This is a genomic window from Candidatus Enterococcus courvalinii (assembly GCF_017315945.1).
GTDB classification, from domain to species: Bacteria; Bacillota; Bacilli; order Lactobacillales; family Enterococcaceae; genus Enterococcus_B; species Enterococcus_B courvalinii.
In genome coordinates this window covers 38,121-55,154 of record NZ_JAFLWI010000009.1, presented here as the reverse complement: position 1 = coordinate 55,154, position 17,034 = coordinate 38,121, and the positions used below count along the sequence as shown (strand labels likewise).

The following is a 17,034-nucleotide window of genomic DNA, read 5'->3' as shown; positions in this document are numbered from 1 at the left end:
TCGAAGCAATCATTTATTGTTGATTGCTTCGAGCTTTTTCTTTTCTTTATGAAAAAATATGAAAATAAATTGAATTTCCAAAGAAAAAGCCTTGCGTTGTGTGTTTGAATATACTATAATTACAAAGGTGCGTTTACCTTGGTGAATTGCACAGACGGAATCAGGTTGATTCTTGTCGGCTAAGAAACGAGAGGTTGCGACACGCCCGGACGCTTTGCCACGAACGAGCGTGACGGAAATTTTCGTGGAGCTATGTCTACTTTTCAAAATAGGCGAAGGAGGGAACAAGATGGCAAAACAAAAAATTCGTATCCGTTTAAAAGCGTATGAACACCGTATTTTAGATCAATCAGCGGATAAAATTGTAGAAACTGCAAAAAGAACTGGAGCTAGTGTATCTGGTCCAATTCCATTACCAACAGAACGTAGTCTTTACACTGTTATTCGTGCGACTCATAAATACAAAGATTCTCGCGAACAATTCGAAATGCGTACTCACAAACGTCTAATTGACATTGTGAACCCAACACCAAAAACTGTTGATGCTTTGATGAAGCTAGACTTACCATCTGGTGTAAACATCGAAATCAAACTATAAAAAATTAAATTAATGGAGGTGTACTCATGACCAAAGGAATCTTAGGGAAAAAAGTGGGAATGACACAAATCTTCACTGAATCTGGTGAATTAATTCCAGTAACTGTTGTAGAAGCTACTCCAAACGTAGTACTACAAGTGAAAACAATGGAAACTGATGGCTACGAAGCTATTCAAGTTGGTTACCAAGATATGCGTGAAGTTTTATCAAACAAACCTGCGAAAGGTCATGTTGCAAAAGCAAACACGGCTCCTAAGCGCTTCATTCGTGAATTCAAAAATGTTGAGCTAGGAGAATATGAAGTAGGAAAAGAAGTTACAGTAGATGTTTTCCAAGCAGGAGACATTATTGATGTAACAGGTACTACGAAAGGTAAAGGATTCCAAGGGGTTATCAAACGTCACGGCCAAAGCCGCGGACCAATGGCTCACGGTTCTCGTTACCATCGTCGTCCTGGGTCAATGGGTCCAGTTGCACCTAACCGTGTATTCAAAAATAAACGTCTTGCTGGCCGTATGGGTGGCAACCGCGTGACAATCCAAAACTTGGAAGTTGTTCGCGTTGACGCAGAAAGAAACGTAATCTTAATTAAAGGTAACGTTCCTGGAGCTAAAAAATCACTAATCACTATCAAATCAGCTGTGAAAGCTAAATAATAGTAGGAAGAAAGGAGGAACTAAGGAATGCCGAATGTAGCATTATTCAAACAAGATGGTAGCCAAAACGGTGAAATCACACTTAACGAAGAAATTTTCGGAATCGAACCTAATGAAAGTGTTGTTTACGATGCAATCGTTATGCAACGTGCTTCATTAAGACAAGGAACACATGCGGTTAAAAATCGTAGCGCTGTTCGCGGCGGTGGACGTAAACCATGGCGTCAAAAAGGAACAGGTCGTGCTCGTCAAGGATCTATCCGCTCACCACAATGGCGTGGAGGTGGCGTAGTTTTCGGACCAACACCACGTTCTTACAGCTACAAACTTCCTAAAAAAGTTCGTCGTTTAGCAATGAAATCTGTTTTATCAGAAAAAGTTGCTTCAAATAACTTGGTTGTTGTTGATGCATTAAGCTTTGACGCACCAAAAACAAAAGAATTTAAAGAAGTTCTTGCTAACTTATCTGTAGACGCTAAAGTATTAGTAGTTTTAGAAACTGGCAATGAGTTCGCTGCTTTATCTGCACGTAACTTATCAAACGTTTCTGTAGTAACTTCTGATAATGTTAGTGTTCTAGACGTTGTTTCTAACGTGAAAGTGTTAGCAACACAAACTGCTCTTACTCAAATTGAGGAGGTGCTTGCATAATGAACTTACTAGACGTAATCAAACGCCCAGTGATCACTGAAAAATCTATGCTTGCTATGGATGATAAAAAGTATACTTTCGAAGTTGACACTCGCGTAAACAAAACTTTAGTAAAACAAGCGGTAGAAGCTGCTTTTGACGTTAAAGTCAAAAACGTGAACATCGTGAACGTTCGTGCGAAATTCAAGCGTATGGGCAAACATGCGGGATACACTAAAAAACGTCGCAAAGCGATTGTTACATTAACAGAAGATTCAAAAGAAATTCAATTATTCGAAGCTGCTGAATAAGCACTATCTTGAAAACTTATTATAAATAGGAGGGAAAAACGTGGCGATTAAAAAGTACAAACCTACCTCAAATGGTCGTCGTAACATGACAGGTTCTGATTTTGCTGAAATCACAACATCAACACCTGAAAAATCATTGTTACAACCATTGAAAAACCATGCTGGTCGTAATAACAACGGTCGCATCACTGTACGTCATCAAGGCGGCGGACACAAACGTCAATACCGCGTAATCGACTTCAAACGTAACAAAGATAACGTTGTTGCTACTGTTCAAACGATCGAATATGATCCAAACCGTTCAGCAAACATCGCGTTAGTACACTACGAAGATGGAGTGAAAGCTTACATCTTAGCACCAAAAGGACTACAAGTTGGAATGAAACTTGTTTCAGGTCCAGATGCAGATATCAAAGTTGGTAATGCTCTTCCTTTGGAAAATATTCCAGTTGGTACTGTTATCCATAACATCGAAATGAAACCTGGTAAAGGTGGACAATTAATTCGTTCTGCTGGTACAAGTGCTCAAGTACTTGGTAAAGAAGGCAAATATGTATTGATCCGCTTAAACTCTGGTGAAGTTCGTATGATTTTAGCTGCATGCCGTGCAACTATCGGTTCTGTAGGTAATGAGCAACATGAACTTATTAACATCGGTAAAGCTGGACGCTCTCGTTGGATGCGCAAACGCCCAACAGTACGTGGTAGCGTAATGAACCCTAACGATCACCCACACGGTGGTGGTGAAGGTAAAGCTCCGATCGGACGTAAAGCACCAGTTTCTCCTTGGGGTCAACCAGCTCTTGGTTACAAAACTCGTAACAAGAAAGCCCAATCAGATAAACTTATCGTACGTCGTCGCAAGACTAAATAATTTCTTTGACCATGTGTCGCACATTTTGAGAGGAGGTTCACCATGGGTCGTAGTTTAAAGAAGGGACCTTTCGTCGATGAGCATTTAATGAAAAAAGTTGAAGCTCAAGCGGGGGTTGAAAAGAAAAAAGTTATCAAAACTTGGTCACGCCGATCAACAGTATTCCCAAGTTTTGTTGGATATACCATCGCAGTTTATGATGGACGTAAACATGTACCAGTTTACATCCAAGAAGACATGGTAGGACACAAATTAGGTGAATTTGCACCAACAAGAACTTATCGTGGCCACGCTGCAGACGATAAGAAAACTAAACGCTAATTTGAGGGGAGGATAAATCCAAATGGCAGAACAAATCACATCAGCTAAAGCAACTGCAAAAACAGTTCGCACTTCACCTCGAAAAGCCCGTTTAGTAATTGACCTTATCAGAGGTAAAAGTGTTGCGGATGCAATTTCAATTTTGAAATTCACACCGAACAAATCTGCTGGAATCATCGAGAAAGTCTTGATGTCAGCAGTTGCAAATGCAGAAAATAATTTTGACTTAGACGTTGAAAATTTAGTAGTATCTGAAGCTTTTATTAACGAAGGACCAACAATGAAACGTTTCCGTCCACGCGCAAAAGGTTCAGCATCTCCAATCAACAAACGTACAAGTCATATTACAGTAGTCGTATCAGAAAAATAAGGAGGGATAATCAGTGGGTCAAAAAGTACATCCAATTGGAATGCGTGTAGGCATCATCCGCGACTGGGATGCTAAATGGTATGCTGAAAAAGAGTATGCTGAATTCTTACACGAAGATCTAAGAATCCGTAAATTTATTTCAACTAAACTTGCTGATGCCGCTGTGTCAACTGTTGAAATCGAACGTGCTGCAAATCGCGTAAATATTTCAATCCACACAGCTAAACCAGGTATGGTTATTGGTAAAGGCGGTTCTGAAGTTGAAAGCCTAAGAAAAGAATTAAATAAATTAACTGGTAAAAGAATTCACATCAACATCGTGGAAATTAAAAAACCAGATCTAGATGCTAAATTAGTGGGCGAAGGAATTGCACGTCAATTAGAAAACCGTGTAGCTTTCCGTCGTGCGCAAAAACAAGCTATCCAACGTTCAATGCGCGCAGGCGCTAAAGGAATCAAGACTCAAGTATCTGGACGCTTAAATGGTGCTGATATTGCACGTTCAGAAGGATACTCAGAAGGAACTGTTCCTCTTCATACATTACGTGCGGATATCGATTATGCATGGGAAGAAGCAGATACAACATACGGAAAACTAGGAGTTAAAGTGTGGATCTATCGTGGAGAAATTCTTCCAACTAAAAAAAACACTGAGAAAGGAGGGAAATAATCATGTTAGTACCTAAACGTGTAAAACACCGTCGTGAATTCCGCGGAAAAATGCGTGGTGAAGCTAAAGGTGGTAAAGAAATCGCATTTGGTGAATATGGCTTACAAGCTGTTGATTCACACTGGATTACAAACCGACAAATCGAAGCTTCTCGTATCGCAATGACTCGTTACATGAAACGTGGTGGGAAAGTATGGATTAAAATTTTCCCTCACAAATCTTATACTGCCAAAGCAATTGGGGTACGTATGGGTTCTGGTAAAGGGGCACCTGAAGGATGGGTTGCACCAGTAAAACGTGGTAAAATCATGTTTGAAATTGCAGGCGTTCCTGAAGAGGTAGCTCGTGAAGCGTTACGTCTAGCTTCTCACAAATTACCAATGAAAACTAAGATCGTAAAACGTGAGGAAATGGGTGGTGAATCGAATGAAGGTTAAAGAAATCAGAGAATTAACCACTGCCGAAATGCTTGATCAAGAAAAACAATTAAAAGAAGAATTGTTTAATCTTAGATTCCAATTAGCAACAGGTCAATTAGAAAACACTGCACGTATTAAAGAAGTACGTAAATCGATTGCACGCATCAAAACTGTATTGCGTGAACAAGCTAAGTAATTATGGAAGGAGGCCATTAAGCGTATGACTGAAGAAAGAAATCAACGCAAGGTTTATCAAGGTCGTGTAGTTTCAGACAAAATGGATAAAACAATTACCGTTGCTGTCGAAACTAAGAAAAATCACCCTATCTATGGCAAACGCATGAACTATTCTAAGAAATACAAAGTGCATGATGAAAACAACACTGCCAAAGTGGGAGATATCGTGAGAATTATGGAAACTCGTCCATTATCAGCTACAAAACGTTTCCGTTTACTAGAAGTAGTCGAAGAAGCAGTTATTATCTAATAACACGAGATTTTCCTATATAGATTGAATGCAAAATCTGAAAGGAGGATACACAACGTGATCCAAGCAGAAAGTCGTTTAAAAGTCGCTGACAATTCAGGCGCACGTGAAATTTTGACGATCAAAGTCCTTGGTGGATCTGGTCGTAAAACTGCTAATATCGGTGATGTTATCGTTGCTACGGTTAAACAAGCAACGCCAGGTGGGGTTGTCAAAAAAGGTGACGTCGTTAAAGCCGTTATCGTTCGAACAAAATCAGGAGCTCGTCGTACAGACGGTTCATACATTAAGTTTGATGAAAATGCTGCAGTGATTATTCGTGATGATAAAAGCCCTCGTGGAACACGTATCTTTGGGCCAGTTGCACGTGAACTACGTGAAAACAACTTCATGAAGATCGTTTCACTAGCACCAGAAGTTTTATAATCTTGAGACACTTATCAAAGGAGGTGCGAAACAGTTATGTTTGTTAAAAAAGGCGATAAAGTTAAAGTTATCACTGGAAAAGACAAAAATAAAGAAGGCGTTGTATTAGCAGCGTTTCCTAAAAAAGATAAAGTCATTGTCGAAGGTGTGAATATTGTCAAAAAACACCAAAAACCTTCTCAGGCTGCTCCTCAAGGTGGTATTGTTGAGATGGAAGCTCCAGTTCATGTTTCTAACGTGATGGTGATCGACTCTACTGGTGTAGCTGGCCGAGTTGGCTACAAAGAAGTAGATGGCAAAAAAGTCCGTGTTTCTAAAAAAACCGGTGAAGTTCTAGATAAATAATAATTTTAAGGAAGGAGGGTCTTACTGAATGAACCGCCTAAAAGAAAAATATCTTAAAGAAATTACTCCATCATTGATGGAAAAATTCGACTATAGCTCTGTTATGCAAACACCTAAAGTTGAAAAAATCGTCATCAACATGGGTGTTGGTGATGCGGTATCAAACGCTAAAAACTTAGACAAAGCAGTTGAAGAATTAACTTTAATCACTGGACAAAAACCAATGATTACTAAAGCTAAAAAATCAATCGCTGGATTCCGTTTACGTGAAGGAATGCCAATTGGTGCAAAAGTTACTTTGCGCGGAGAAAGAATGTATGAATTCTTAGACAAATTGGTTTCAGTTTCACTACCACGTGTACGTGACTTCCATGGTGTAAGTAAAAAAGCCTTTGACGGTCGTGGAAACTATACTTTAGGTATTAAAGAACAATTGATCTTCCCAGAAGTAGATTATGATTTAGTAGATAAAGTACGCGGTATGGACATCGTTATTGTAACAACAGCTAACTCAGATGAAGAATCTCGTGAGTTGTTAACACAATTAGGTATGCCATTCCAAAAATAATTAAAGGAGGCGAACTACGTGGCTAAAAAATCAATGATTGCTAAAAACAAACGTCCTGCAAAACATTCAACACAAGCTTATACTCGTTGCGAACGTTGTGGACGTCCACATTCAGTTTATCGTAAGTTCCATCTTTGCCGTATTTGCTTCCGCGAACTTGCCTATAAAGGTCAAATTCCCGGCGTGAAGAAAGCTAGCTGGTAAAAAGTAAATTCGCATAAGAAGGAGGTAATTAGTTCAATGGTCATGACAGATCCAATTGCAGATTTTCTAACTCGTATCCGTAATGCAAACATGGTTAAACATGAGTCTTTAGAAGTACCTGCATCAAAAATCAAACGTGACATCGCTGAAATCTTGAAACGTGAAGGTTTCGTCCGTGATGTTGAATATATCGAAGATGACAAACAAGGCGTAATCCGTGTTTTCCTAAAATTTGGTAAAAACGGTGAACGTGTTATCACAAACTTAAAACGTATTTCTAAACCAGGATTGCGTGCTTATGTCAAAGCTGACGAAGTACCAAAAGTATTGAATGGTTTAGGTATCGCAATTATTTCGACTTCTGACGGTGTTATCACTGACAAAGAAGCTCGTGAAAAAAATGTCGGCGGCGAAGTTATCGCTTACGTATGGTAATTAAGTAGAATCTACAAGGAGGTGTCTTTAAGTGAGCCGTATCGGAAATAAAATCGTAGTCATTCCTGCAGGAGTAACTGTTACTCAAGATGGAAATGATATTACAGTTAAAGGACCTAAAGGTGAATTAACACGTACTTTTTCTTCAGATATTACTATGAATATTGAAGGAAACGAAGTTACTTTCACTCGTCCAAACGACAGTAAAGAAATGAAAACAATCCACGGAACAACTCGTGCTAACTTCAACAACATGGTTGTCGGTGTTAGTGAAGGTTTCCAAAAAGCATTAGAACTTATCGGAGTTGGGTACCGTGCACAATTACAAGGTTCAAAACTTGTATTGAACGTTGGTTACTCTCATCCAGTAGAAATTACACCACCAGCTGGTGTTACAGTTGAAGTTCCTGCCAATACACAAGTAATTGTTAAAGGTGCGAACAAAGAAGCAGTTGGCGAATTAGCTGCAAATATTCGTGGCACTCGTCCTCCAGAACCTTATAAAGGTAAAGGTATTCGCTATGTTGGTGAATATGTACGCCGTAAAGAAGGTAAAACTGGTAAATAATCGTAATTTATTCAAATTACGATTCGCGGCCTAACGGCTAGCATTATTAAAGAGGTGACAATTGTGATTACAAAACCAGATAAGAATAAAACACGTCAAAAGAGACATCGTCGTGTACGTAATAATATCTCTGGTACTGCTGAGCGCCCACGCTTGAACGTTTTCCGTTCTAACAAAAACATCTACGCGCAATTAATTGATGACGTAGCGGGTGTGACGCTAGCAAGTGCCTCTACCTTGGATAAAGAAATTTCAGGTGGAACAAAAACAGAAACAGCTACTGCTGTGGGTAAATTAGTTGCTGAACGCGCAGCTGAAAAAGGCATTAAAGTAGTAGTCTTTGACCGTGGTGGATACCTTTACCATGGCCGTGTGCAAGCTTTAGCTGAAGCTGCTCGCGAAAATGGACTAGAATTTTAGAAGAAGGAGGAATACCATTCATGGTTTACATTGATCCAAAACATTTGGAATTAGAAGACCGCGTTGTTGCAATCAACCGTGTAACAAAAGTTGTTAAAGGTGGACGTCGTCTACGCTTTGCTGCTTTAGTTGTTGTCGGTGATAAAAACGGACACGTAGGTTTCGGTACTGGTAAAGCTCAAGAAGTACCAGAAGCAATCCGTAAAGCAATTGAAGATGCGAAGAAAAACTTAGTTGAAGTACCAATGGTCGGTTCAACAATCCCACACGAAGTTATCGGTACTTTTAGTGGTGGTAGAATCCTAATGAAACCTGCTGTAGAAGGTTCTGGGGTTGCTGCTGGTGGACCAGTCCGTGCCGTATTAGAATTAGCAGGGGTAGCTGATATCACTTCTAAATCATTAGGCTCAAATACACCAATCAACGTTGTTCGTGCAACTGTTGAAGGTTTGAAACAATTGAAACGTGCTGAAGAAGTTGCAGAACTTCGTGGCAAATCAGTTGAAGAAATTATCGGATAAGGAGGACAAAAATAATGGCTGAATTAAAAGTTACTTTAAAACGCAGTATTATCGGACGTCCTCAAAACCAACGTGACACTGTTAAAGCGTTGGGTCTTACAAAGATTAACAGTTCAGTGGTTAAGCCTTCTAATGAAGCTATTAAAGGTATGATCAATACTGTTTCTCACCTAGTGGACGTTGAAGAAGTCTAATAATTAAGAACTAGATTATTTAAGGAGGTGCCAAACCTATGAAACTTCATGAATTAAAACCTGCAGAGGGTTCACGCCAAGTACGCAATCGCGTTGGTCGTGGTACTTCATCTGGTAACGGAAAAACTTCTGGACGCGGACAAAAAGGTCAAAAAGCTCGTTCAGGCGGTGGTGTACGTTTAGGATTCGAAGGTGGACAAACTCCATTATTCCGTCGTTTACCAAAACGCGGATTTACTAACGTAAATCGTAAAGAATATGCTGTCATCAACTTAGATGTTTTGAACCGTTTTGAAGATGGTGCAGAAGTAACACCTGTTGCTTTAGTTGAAGCTGGAATCGTTAAAAACGAAAAAGCTGGAATTAAAGTATTAGCTAACGGTGAATTAACTAAAAAATTAACTGTTAAAGCAGCTAAATTCTCGAAAGCAGCTCAAGACGCTATTGAAGCGGCTGGTGGTTCAATCGAGGTGATCTAATGTTTAAACTATTAAAAGATGCTTTTAAAGTAAGAGACATTCGATCTAAAATTTTCTTTACTGTATTTGTACTATTTGTTTTCCGTCTGGGTGCCCACATTACGGTACCAGGCGTGAATGCTAGTACATTACAAAATCTTTCTTCTTTACCATTTTTCAACATGTTGAACTTGGTAAGTGGTAGTGCAATGCAAAACTTTTCTATTTTCTCAATGGGGGTCTCGCCATACATTACTGCTTCAATCGTCATTCAATTATTACAAATGGACATTGTTCCTCGTTTTGTTGAATGGTCGAAGCAAGGAGAAGTTGGCCGTAAGAAATTAAATCAAGCAACTCGCTATTTAACATTAGTTTTGGCTTTTGTTCAATCAGTAGGGATTACTGCTGGATTTAATCAATATGCTCAATTAGGTTTTGTAAGCAATCCAAACGTGTCTACATATGTAACGATTGGTTTAATTTTAACTGCCGGTACAATGTTTGTTACATGGTTAGGGGAGCAAATTACAGAAAAAGGAATCGGAAACGGCGTATCAATGATTATTTTCGCAGGGATTATTTCACGATTACCTGATAGTATCAAAGAAATTTATGAAGATTACTTTGTAAATATTGATTCTTCTGATATTTGGAAATCTGCAATTTTTATTGCCGTTTTACTTGTTGCGGTTTTATTGATCGTGACATTTGTAACATTTTTCCAACAAGCTGAACGCAAGATTCCAATTCAATATACGAAACGCGTGGCAGGTGCGCCAACAAGTAGTTATTTGCCATTAAAAGTAAATGCTGCTGGTGTTATTCCAGTTATTTTTGCTAGTTCGTTTATTGCAACCCCTAATGCTGTTTTACAAGCATTAAGTGGTAGATTTGGGTCTGAAAATTGGTATAAAATTATGATGCAAATTTTTAACTATAATACGGTGCCTGGTGCAACGATTTATACTGTTTTGATTATTGCATTTACATTCTTCTACGCTTTTGTTCAAGTTAATCCTGAGAAATTAGCGGAAAACTTACAAAAACAAGGAAGTTATATACCTAGCGTGCGCCCTGGTAAGGGGACTGAGGAGTATGTCTCAAGCTTATTAATGAGATTAAGTACAGTTGGTGCAATTTTCCTTGGACTTGTGGCCTTATTACCAATTATCGCTCAGATGATTTGGAATTTACCACAATCTATTGGATTAGGTGGCACAAGCTTACTGATTGTTATTGGTGTAGCTTTAGAAACTGCGAAACAGTTAGAAGGCTTAATGCTGAAACGCAAGTATGTTGGCTTTATCGAATAAGTAAGAAAGCGTGTTGAGGTTTCTCCTCAACACACGTTCTCACATTTATTAGGAGGGAAAGCAATGAACCTCATTTTAATGGGGCTGCCAGGTGCGGGTAAAGGAACACAAGCTGAAAAAATCATTGATGCTTATGGTATTCCTCATATCTCAACTGGAGACATGTTTCGTGCGGCTATCCAAAATGAAACAGCTCTAGGCTTGGAAGCAAAGTCTTATATGGATAAAGGTGCATTAGTTCCTGATGAAGTAACAAATGGAATCGTGAAAGAGCGCCTAGCAGAACCTGATACAGAGAAAGGCTTTTTATTAGATGGCTTTCCTCGTACAATCGAGCAGGCTGAAGCTCTAGACGTAATGCTAAAAGATTTAAATAAAAAAATTGATGCTGTCATTGATATCCATGTTGGTGAAGAAGTTTTGGTTGAGCGATTAGCTGGCCGTTTCATCTGCAGCAATTGTGGAGCAACTTATCACAAAATTTTCAATCCTACAAAAGTTGAAGATACATGTGATCGTTGTGGGGGGCATGAATTCTATCAAAGAGAAGATGATAAACCTGAGACGGTTAAAAATCGTCTGGCTATCAACATCAAAAATAGTGAACCAATCCTTGCTTTTTATAAAGAACACGGTTTGCTTCATACTATTGATGGTGATCGTGAAATCGATGCTGTATTTACTGATGTACAAAAAATCATTGAAAAATAGCATGATTGCCCGTAGCCAACTTGCTTTATGCAGTTACTCTTGTAAAGTTCAATAAATTATGATAGAATATGTCAGTCCGACTTCTAGAGATTCCTCTAGATGATCCATTTTGAGAATTTTGAGGTGGGAACTGCAGTTTCCGCCATTTTATCGTGTGAAAATGCGAAACAAGTACAAGGAGGTACTGTGCGTGGCAAAAGAAGATATGATTGAAGTCGAAGGTACAGTCGTCGAAACTTTGCCGAATGCAATGTTTAAAGTTGAACTAGAAAACGGACACCAAGTTCTTGCTACTGTTTCAGGTAAAATTCGTATGCATTACATCCGTATCTTACCTGGTGACAAAGTAACGGTTGAATTGTCTCCATACGATTTAAGCCGTGGCCGTATCACTTATCGCTTTAAATAATTGTACTCCGTAAAACTACAGGAGGTATTATCATGAAAGTAAGACCATCAGTAAAACCAATGTGTGAACATTGTAAAGTAATTCGTCGTAAAGGACGCGTTATGGTGATTTGCCCAGCAAATCCAAAACATAAACAACGTCAAGGATAATTGGAGGTGTAACAAGTATGGCTCGTATTGCAGGAGTAGATATTCCTCGTGATAAACGTGTAGTAGTTTCACTTACTTATATCTATGGTATTGGTAACACTACTGCTCAAAAAATCTTGGCTGATGCTGGTGTATCTGAAGATGTTCGTGTTCGTGATTTAACGAATGAACAAACAGATGCTATCCGTGCTGAAGTTGATAAATTAAAAGTTGAAGGTGACCTTCGTCGTGAAGTGAACTTAAACATCAAACGTTTGATGGAAATCGGTTCATACCGTGGTATCCGTCACCGCCGTGGTTTGCCAGTTCGTGGACAAAACACAAAAAACAATGCACGTACTCGTAAAGGTCCAGCTCGTTCTATCGCTGGCAAGAAAAAATAATTCTTAAGTGAAGGAGGTTAGAACTTCATGGCAGCAAAAAAAGTGAATCGTAAACGCCGTGTGAAAAAGAATGTAGAAGCAGGGATTGCACATATCCACTCTACTTTCAACAACACAATCATCATGATCACTGATACTCACGGAAATGCATTAGCGTGGTCATCAGCTGGTTCATTAGGTTTCAAAGGAAGCAAAAAATCAACTCCTTTTGCCGCTCAAATGGCAGCAGAAACTGCTACTAAAGCAGCAATGGAACACGGATTAAAAACTGTTGAAGTAACAGTTAAAGGACCTGGTTCTGGACGTGAAGCAGCAATTCGTTCATTACAAGCAACAGGTTTAGAAGTGACTGCAATTCGTGACGTGACTCCAGTTCCTCATAATGGTGCCCGCCCTCCAAAACGCCGTCGTGTTTAATGAGTGCCGCTCATTTTGAGTTTCTATAGTAACGTCATTGAACAAGACACTTTTCGTTTTGAAAGGGGTAAAGATAAGAATGATTGAGTTCGAAAAACCAAGAATCGCAAAAATTGATGAAGAAAAAGATTATGGCAAGTTCATCGTTGAACCTCTTGAAAGAGGGTATGGGACTACTTTAGGGAATTCCCTACGTCGTATTTTATTATCTTCTTTGCCAGGTGCTGCCATCACTAATATTCAAATCGATGGTGTACTGCATGAATTCTCTACTATTAAAGGTGTTAGAGAAGACGTCACTCAAATCATCTTGAACATTAAAGGCTTAGCGCTTAAAATGTATGGCCAAGAAGAAAAAACCCTTGAAATCGATATTACCGGACCTGCTACAGTAACTGCTGGCGATATTATCGTTGATAGTGATGTAGAGATTCTGAACAAAGATATGTATATCTGTAGTGTCTCTGAAGGAGCTACGTTCCATGCTCGCTTAACTGTGAAACCTGGACGTGGTTATGTTCAAGCAGATGAAAATAAAAAAGAAGATATGCCAATCGGTGTTCTTCCAGTCGATTCAATCTACACACCAGTTCGTCGTGTGAACTATCAAGTAGAAAACACACGTGTTGGACACCGTGAAGATTTTGATAAATTGACGATGGAGATTTGGACAGATGGTTCAATTGAACCGTTGGAAGCAATGAGTTTATCTGCAAAAATCATGACTGAACATTTAGATATTTTTGTGAACTTAACTGATGAAGCGAAAAATGCTGAAATCATGGTCGAAAAAGAAGAAACACAAAAAGAAAAAATGTTGGAAATGACAATTGAAGAATTAGACTTATCTGTTCGCTCTTATAATTGTTTGAAACGTGCAGGAATTAATACTGTACAAGAACTTACGAATAAATCTGAGCCAGAAATGATTAAAGTCCGTAACTTGGGCCGTAAATCATTGGAAGAAGTTAAGGCAAAATTGCATGACTTAGGTTTAGGTTTACGTAAAGAAGATTAAAACCTTTTACGAAGGAGGGAAACCAACGTGAGTTATCGTAAACTAGGACGCACATCTAGCCAACGTAAAGCGATGTTGCGTGATTTAACAACTGATTTATTAATCAACGAACGTATTGTGACAACTGAAGCTCGTGCGAAAGAAGTTCGCTCAACTGCAGAAAAAATGATCACTTTAGGTAAGCGTGGAGATTTGCATGCTCGTCGTCAAGCGGCTACTTTTGTACGTAATGAAGTTGCTAGCGTGCGCGAAGAAAACGAAGACATTGTTATTGAATCAGCTTTACAAAAATTATTCAATGACATTGCACCTCGTTATGCAGAACGTCAAGGTGGCTACACTCGTATCTTGAAAACAGAACCAAGACGCGGTGATGGTGCACCAATGGTTATCTTAGAACTTGTCTAAAATCACACTAATAACATCACTTTATAGATGATTCTTTTAGAGTGTTATGATGTTGGAGCTTTGCTCCGAGTCTAGCTCAGCGCTACTCCCCAAGTTTTTAGCTTGGGGAGTATGCACTCATCATAAAGTGTTTTTTTGTACCTTCAATTAACTGTCTTGACATGTTTTATTGAAGGTACAAAAAAACATTTTATTCAAACAATAAATAATTGAAAATTTAGTTTTTTTTTGATAGTGTTAGAAAGAACTTTAGGATGAAGAAGGAGTAAGCATGGAGCCAATTATTGATTTGAAAAATATAAATTACACATATCAGCCTGATGACCTTCGACCAGCGTTAAAAGATGTCTCTTTTACAATTAACAAAGGCGAATGGGTTGCAATTATTGGGCACAATGGTTCTGGAAAATCGACTCTTGCTAAAACGATTAATGGTTTGATTTTACCAGAATCTGGTACAGTAGCAGTAGAACAGCAAATGCTTAACGAAGAAAATATTTGGACGATTCGGCAAATGGTTGGAATGGTATTTCAAAATCCAGATAATCAATTTGTTGGTTCAACTGTAGAAGATGATGTTGCTTTTGGCTTGGAAAATCAAGGTATTCCTCGCGAAGAAATGCTTGTACGTGTAAAAGATGCATTAGAAAAAGTTCGTATGAGTGAATTTGCAACTCGAGAACCCGCTCGCTTGTCTGGTGGACAAAAACAACGTGTAGCAATTGCTGGTGTAGTTGCTTTACGACCAGATATTATTATTTTAGATGAAGCAACTAGCATGCTTGATCCTGAAGGTCGAGAGGAAGTTATTTCAACTATCAAAAAAATTAAAGAAGAAAGCCAATTAACTGTCATTTCTATTACACATGATATTGACGAAGCTGCAAATGCAAATCGTATTTTAGTCATGCGTGAAGGAGAATTAGTTGGCGAAGGAACACCGGAAGAAATTTTTTCTGCTGGTCCAGATTTAATTCGTCTGGGATTAGATTTACCATTTCCTGAAAAATTAAAAAGCGCATTAAAAGAGCGTGGGGTAGATGTTCCCAATGAATATATGACAGAAGAAAGGATGGTGAATTGGTTATGGACATCCATTTTGAAAAAGTAAACTTTACTTATCAACCAAATACACCATTTGAACAAAGAGCATTATTTGATATTGATTTGTTAATCAAAGAGGGAAGTTATACTGCTTTAGTTGGGCACACAGGAAGTGGAAAGTCGACATTATTACAACACTTGAATGCTTTAGTTAAACCAACAAGTGGTTCCGTACAAATTGGTGATCGAAAAATAACTCCAGAAACTGATAATAAAAATCTAAAACCAATTCGTAAAAAAGTTGGCATTGTGTTCCAGTTTCCAGAAGCTCAATTATTTGAAGAAACAGTTGCTAGAGATATCGCATTTGGACCAAAAAACTTTGGTGTTGGAGAAGAAGTCGCTTTAGAAATTGCTAAGGCAGCATTAATTCAAGTTGGCTTAGACGAAACATATTTGAATCGGTCCCCTTTTGAACTATCTGGTGGACAAATGCGTCGGGTTGCTATTGCAGGAGTTCTTGCAATGAAACCTGAAGTGTTAGTTTTAGATGAACCTACTGCAGGTTTAGATCCTCAAGGAAGAAAAGAAATGATGGAGATGTTTTGGCAGCTTCATAAGGAACAAAAGATTACTATTGTATTGGTTACTCACTTAATGGATGATGTGGCTAACTATGCTGACTTTGTTTATGTTTTAGAAAAAGGAAAAATCGTTAAGAGTGGTGAACCTAGAGAAGTCTTTCAAGATTTAAATTGGTTAAAAGAAAAACAATTAGGTGTGCCTACTGCAACGGAATTTGCTGAATTATTGAGTGAAAAAGGAATTACAATGTCTGAATTACCTTTAACAGCTGAGGAATTAGCAGACGAAATTGTACGTTTGTCTGGGGGAATTGCTCATGATGAATAAATTGATTTTTGGTCGGTACATGCCAGGGGATTCATTCATCCACAGATTAGATCCTCGAGCAAAGTTATTAGCTAGTTTTTATTTTATTGGGATTATTTTTTTAGCAAATAATTGGCAAACATATCTTCTTCTGGCTGTTTTTACTTTATTTGCTGTTTCATTATCAAAAGTGGATATGAAATTTTTCATTCGTGGTATTCGCCCATTGATTTGGCTAATTTTATTTACTGTAGCACTACAAGTTTTATTTACAAGTGGTGGCGAGGTTTATTGGCATTGGGGGATTTTTAATATCACTCAGTTTGGTGTATTGAATGGGATTTTTATTTTTTGCCGATTTGTTTTGATTATTTTTATGTCAACATTACTTACTTTGACAACTCCACCTTTAGAATTATCTGATGCAATTGAATATTTATTGCGTCCGCTAAAAGTTGTTCGTTTTCCCGTCCATGAAATCTCACTGATGTTGTCTATTGCATTACGTTTTGTGCCAACATTGATGGATGAGACAGAAAAAATTATGAATGCGCAACGTGCACGTGGTGTTGATTTTGGCGAAGGCAGCTTAGTTCAAAAAATGAAGGCCATTATTCCTTTATTGATTCCTTTATTTGTAAGTAGCTTTAATCGAGCAGAAGATTTAGCAACGGCTATGGAGGCACGAGGTTATCAAGGTGGCGAAGGGCGTACGAAGTATCGGGTGCTTCATTGGCACAATCAAGATACGATGGTTATGGGTGCCTTTGCTCTATTAACAGTTATTTTAGTAGTATTACGTGGTTGATAAAA

32 protein-coding genes are annotated in these 17,034 nt (G+C 38.5%); all 32 read left to right on the top strand.

Translation table 11 applies throughout. The features are described from left to right. Window positions 1–289: 289 nt before the first annotated feature. The 32 genes from rpsJ to JZO71_RS07405 all read left to right on the top strand — a co-directional run bounded on the left by rpsJ (window position 290) and on the right by JZO71_RS07405 (window position 17,029). A complete protein-coding gene (gene rpsJ, locus JZO71_RS07560) occupies window positions 290–598 on the top strand; it encodes a 30S ribosomal protein S10 (protein ID WP_005880808.1) in 309 nt (102 codons plus the stop codon). A 26-nt stretch (window positions 599–624) separates the two neighbouring features. Further along, window positions 625–1,254, top strand: a complete 630-nt coding sequence (gene rplC / locus JZO71_RS07555) for a 50S ribosomal protein L3 (protein ID WP_067483548.1) — start codon at window positions 625–627, stop codon at window positions 1,252–1,254. Window positions 1,255–1,281: 27 nt separating this feature from the next. Further along, window positions 1,282–1,905, top strand: coding sequence for a 50S ribosomal protein L4 (gene rplD, locus JZO71_RS07550; RefSeq protein ID WP_067483547.1), 624 nt, complete (start codon window positions 1,282–1,284; stop codon window positions 1,903–1,905). Then, window positions 1,905–2,195 carry a 50S ribosomal protein L23 gene (gene rplW, locus JZO71_RS07545; RefSeq protein ID WP_067483546.1) on the top strand — a complete coding sequence of 97 codons (291 nt, stop codon included), beginning with the start codon at window positions 1,905–1,907 and terminating at the stop codon, window positions 2,193–2,195. Before rplD ends, rplW begins: the two co-directional genes overlap by 1 nt. Window positions 2,196–2,235: 40 nt before the next feature. Further along, complete coding sequence (rplB, locus tag JZO71_RS07540) at window positions 2,236–3,069, top strand: 50S ribosomal protein L2 (protein WP_206898898.1); 834 nt, start codon at window positions 2,236–2,238, stop codon at window positions 3,067–3,069. 42 nt (window positions 3,070–3,111) lie between these two features. Further along, window positions 3,112–3,390, top strand: a complete 279-nt coding sequence (gene rpsS / locus JZO71_RS07535; protein ID WP_002288655.1) for a 30S ribosomal protein S19 — start codon at window positions 3,112–3,114, stop codon at window positions 3,388–3,390. Between the two features lie 22 nt (window positions 3,391–3,412). Continuing rightward, the gene (rplV, locus tag JZO71_RS07530) at window positions 3,413–3,760 is read left to right on the top strand and encodes a 50S ribosomal protein L22 (protein WP_067483544.1); all 348 of its coding nucleotides are present in this window, start codon (window positions 3,413–3,415) and stop codon (window positions 3,758–3,760) included. A gap of 13 nt (window positions 3,761–3,773) precedes the next feature. After that, a complete protein-coding gene (gene rpsC / locus JZO71_RS07525) occupies window positions 3,774–4,430 on the top strand; it encodes a 30S ribosomal protein S3 (RefSeq protein WP_067483543.1) in 657 nt (218 codons plus the stop codon). 2 nt (window positions 4,431–4,432) lie between these two features. Then, window positions 4,433–4,867 carry a 50S ribosomal protein L16 gene (gene rplP / locus JZO71_RS07520; RefSeq protein ID WP_067483541.1) on the top strand — a complete coding sequence of 145 codons (435 nt, stop codon included), beginning with the start codon at window positions 4,433–4,435 and terminating at the stop codon, window positions 4,865–4,867. Next, complete coding sequence (rpmC, locus tag JZO71_RS07515; RefSeq protein WP_002288664.1) at window positions 4,857–5,045, top strand: 50S ribosomal protein L29; 189 nt, start codon at window positions 4,857–4,859, stop codon at window positions 5,043–5,045. Before rplP ends, rpmC begins: the two co-directional genes overlap by 11 nt. 24 nt (window positions 5,046–5,069) lie before the next feature. Continuing rightward, on the top strand, window positions 5,070–5,336 hold the full coding sequence (gene rpsQ / locus JZO71_RS07510; RefSeq protein ID WP_067483538.1) for a 30S ribosomal protein S17: 267 nt from the start codon (window positions 5,070–5,072) through the stop codon (window positions 5,334–5,336). Between the two features lie 57 nt (window positions 5,337–5,393). Further along, the gene (rplN, locus tag JZO71_RS07505) at window positions 5,394–5,762 is read left to right on the top strand and encodes a 50S ribosomal protein L14 (RefSeq protein WP_002288669.1); all 369 of its coding nucleotides are present in this window, start codon (window positions 5,394–5,396) and stop codon (window positions 5,760–5,762) included. A gap of 36 nt (window positions 5,763–5,798) precedes the next feature. Next, a complete protein-coding gene (rplX, locus tag JZO71_RS07500) occupies window positions 5,799–6,107 on the top strand; it encodes a 50S ribosomal protein L24 (RefSeq protein ID WP_067483536.1) in 309 nt (102 codons plus the stop codon). Window positions 6,108–6,135: 28 nt separating this feature from the next. Then, entirely contained in the window at window positions 6,136–6,675 is a 540-nt protein-coding gene (rplE, locus tag JZO71_RS07495) for a 50S ribosomal protein L5 (protein ID WP_067483534.1), read from the top strand. Window positions 6,676–6,693: 18 nt separating this feature from the next. Beyond that, window positions 6,694–6,879, top strand: coding sequence for a type Z 30S ribosomal protein S14 (locus tag JZO71_RS07490; protein ID WP_002356214.1), 186 nt, complete (start codon window positions 6,694–6,696; stop codon window positions 6,877–6,879). A gap of 36 nt (window positions 6,880–6,915) precedes the next feature. Beyond that, complete coding sequence (gene rpsH / locus JZO71_RS07485) at window positions 6,916–7,314, top strand: 30S ribosomal protein S8 (protein ID WP_067483532.1); 399 nt, start codon at window positions 6,916–6,918, stop codon at window positions 7,312–7,314. Window positions 7,315–7,345: 31 nt separating this feature from the next. Then, window positions 7,346–7,882 (top strand): 50S ribosomal protein L6, encoded by a 537-nt coding sequence (rplF, locus tag JZO71_RS07480; RefSeq protein ID WP_067483530.1) that lies wholly within the window; start codon window positions 7,346–7,348, stop codon window positions 7,880–7,882. Between the two features lie 63 nt (window positions 7,883–7,945). Further along, a complete protein-coding gene (gene rplR / locus JZO71_RS07475; RefSeq protein ID WP_075491300.1) occupies window positions 7,946–8,302 on the top strand; it encodes a 50S ribosomal protein L18 in 357 nt (118 codons plus the stop codon). A gap of 20 nt (window positions 8,303–8,322) precedes the next feature. Further along, a complete protein-coding gene (rpsE, locus tag JZO71_RS07470) occupies window positions 8,323–8,823 on the top strand; it encodes a 30S ribosomal protein S5 (RefSeq protein ID WP_067483528.1) in 501 nt (166 codons plus the stop codon). 14 nt (window positions 8,824–8,837) lie between these two features. Continuing rightward, window positions 8,838–9,017 (top strand): 50S ribosomal protein L30, encoded by a 180-nt coding sequence (gene rpmD, locus JZO71_RS07465; RefSeq protein ID WP_002290455.1) that lies wholly within the window; start codon window positions 8,838–8,840, stop codon window positions 9,015–9,017. 38 nt (window positions 9,018–9,055) lie between these two features. After that, the gene (gene rplO / locus JZO71_RS07460) at window positions 9,056–9,496 is read left to right on the top strand and encodes a 50S ribosomal protein L15 (RefSeq protein ID WP_067483526.1); all 441 of its coding nucleotides are present in this window, start codon (window positions 9,056–9,058) and stop codon (window positions 9,494–9,496) included. Beyond that, entirely contained in the window at window positions 9,496–10,791 is a 1,296-nt protein-coding gene (secY, locus tag JZO71_RS07455; protein ID WP_206898897.1) for a preprotein translocase subunit SecY, read from the top strand. The genes rplO and secY overlap by 1 nt, the downstream gene beginning before the upstream one ends. A gap of 63 nt (window positions 10,792–10,854) precedes the next feature. Further along, the gene (locus JZO71_RS07450; protein WP_206898896.1) at window positions 10,855–11,502 is read left to right on the top strand and encodes an adenylate kinase; all 648 of its coding nucleotides are present in this window, start codon (window positions 10,855–10,857) and stop codon (window positions 11,500–11,502) included. A 190-nt stretch (window positions 11,503–11,692) separates the two neighbouring features. Beyond that, window positions 11,693–11,911 (top strand): translation initiation factor IF-1, encoded by a 219-nt coding sequence (infA, locus tag JZO71_RS07445; protein WP_010767960.1) that lies wholly within the window; start codon window positions 11,693–11,695, stop codon window positions 11,909–11,911. Window positions 11,912–11,943: 32 nt separating this feature from the next. Then, the gene (gene rpmJ, locus JZO71_RS07440) at window positions 11,944–12,060 is read left to right on the top strand and encodes a 50S ribosomal protein L36 (protein WP_002288710.1); all 117 of its coding nucleotides are present in this window, start codon (window positions 11,944–11,946) and stop codon (window positions 12,058–12,060) included. Between the two features lie 17 nt (window positions 12,061–12,077). Next, window positions 12,078–12,443: a 30S ribosomal protein S13 gene (rpsM, locus tag JZO71_RS07435; protein WP_067483520.1), complete on the top strand. Its 366-nt coding sequence runs from the start codon at window positions 12,078–12,080 to the stop codon at window positions 12,441–12,443. Between the two features lie 27 nt (window positions 12,444–12,470). After that, window positions 12,471–12,860, top strand: coding sequence for a 30S ribosomal protein S11 (gene rpsK / locus JZO71_RS07430; RefSeq protein WP_067483518.1), 390 nt, complete (start codon window positions 12,471–12,473; stop codon window positions 12,858–12,860). A 79-nt stretch (window positions 12,861–12,939) separates the two neighbouring features. Beyond that, complete coding sequence (locus tag JZO71_RS07425) at window positions 12,940–13,878, top strand: DNA-directed RNA polymerase subunit alpha (RefSeq protein WP_002288715.1); 939 nt, start codon at window positions 12,940–12,942, stop codon at window positions 13,876–13,878. Window positions 13,879–13,905: 27 nt separating this feature from the next. After that, the gene (gene rplQ, locus JZO71_RS07420) at window positions 13,906–14,286 is read left to right on the top strand and encodes a 50S ribosomal protein L17 (RefSeq protein WP_067483516.1); all 381 of its coding nucleotides are present in this window, start codon (window positions 13,906–13,908) and stop codon (window positions 14,284–14,286) included. Window positions 14,287–14,557: 271 nt separating this feature from the next. Further along, complete coding sequence (locus JZO71_RS07415; protein WP_206898895.1) at window positions 14,558–15,397, top strand: energy-coupling factor ABC transporter ATP-binding protein; 840 nt, start codon at window positions 14,558–14,560, stop codon at window positions 15,395–15,397. Continuing rightward, window positions 15,373–16,242 carry an energy-coupling factor ABC transporter ATP-binding protein gene (locus tag JZO71_RS07410; protein WP_206898894.1) on the top strand — a complete coding sequence of 290 codons (870 nt, stop codon included), beginning with the start codon at window positions 15,373–15,375 and terminating at the stop codon, window positions 16,240–16,242. Before JZO71_RS07415 ends, JZO71_RS07410 begins: the two co-directional genes overlap by 25 nt. After that, window positions 16,232–17,029, top strand: a complete 798-nt coding sequence (locus JZO71_RS07405; protein ID WP_206898893.1) for an energy-coupling factor transporter transmembrane component T family protein — start codon at window positions 16,232–16,234, stop codon at window positions 17,027–17,029. Before JZO71_RS07410 ends, JZO71_RS07405 begins: the two co-directional genes overlap by 11 nt. Window positions 17,030–17,034 lie beyond the last annotated feature (5 nt).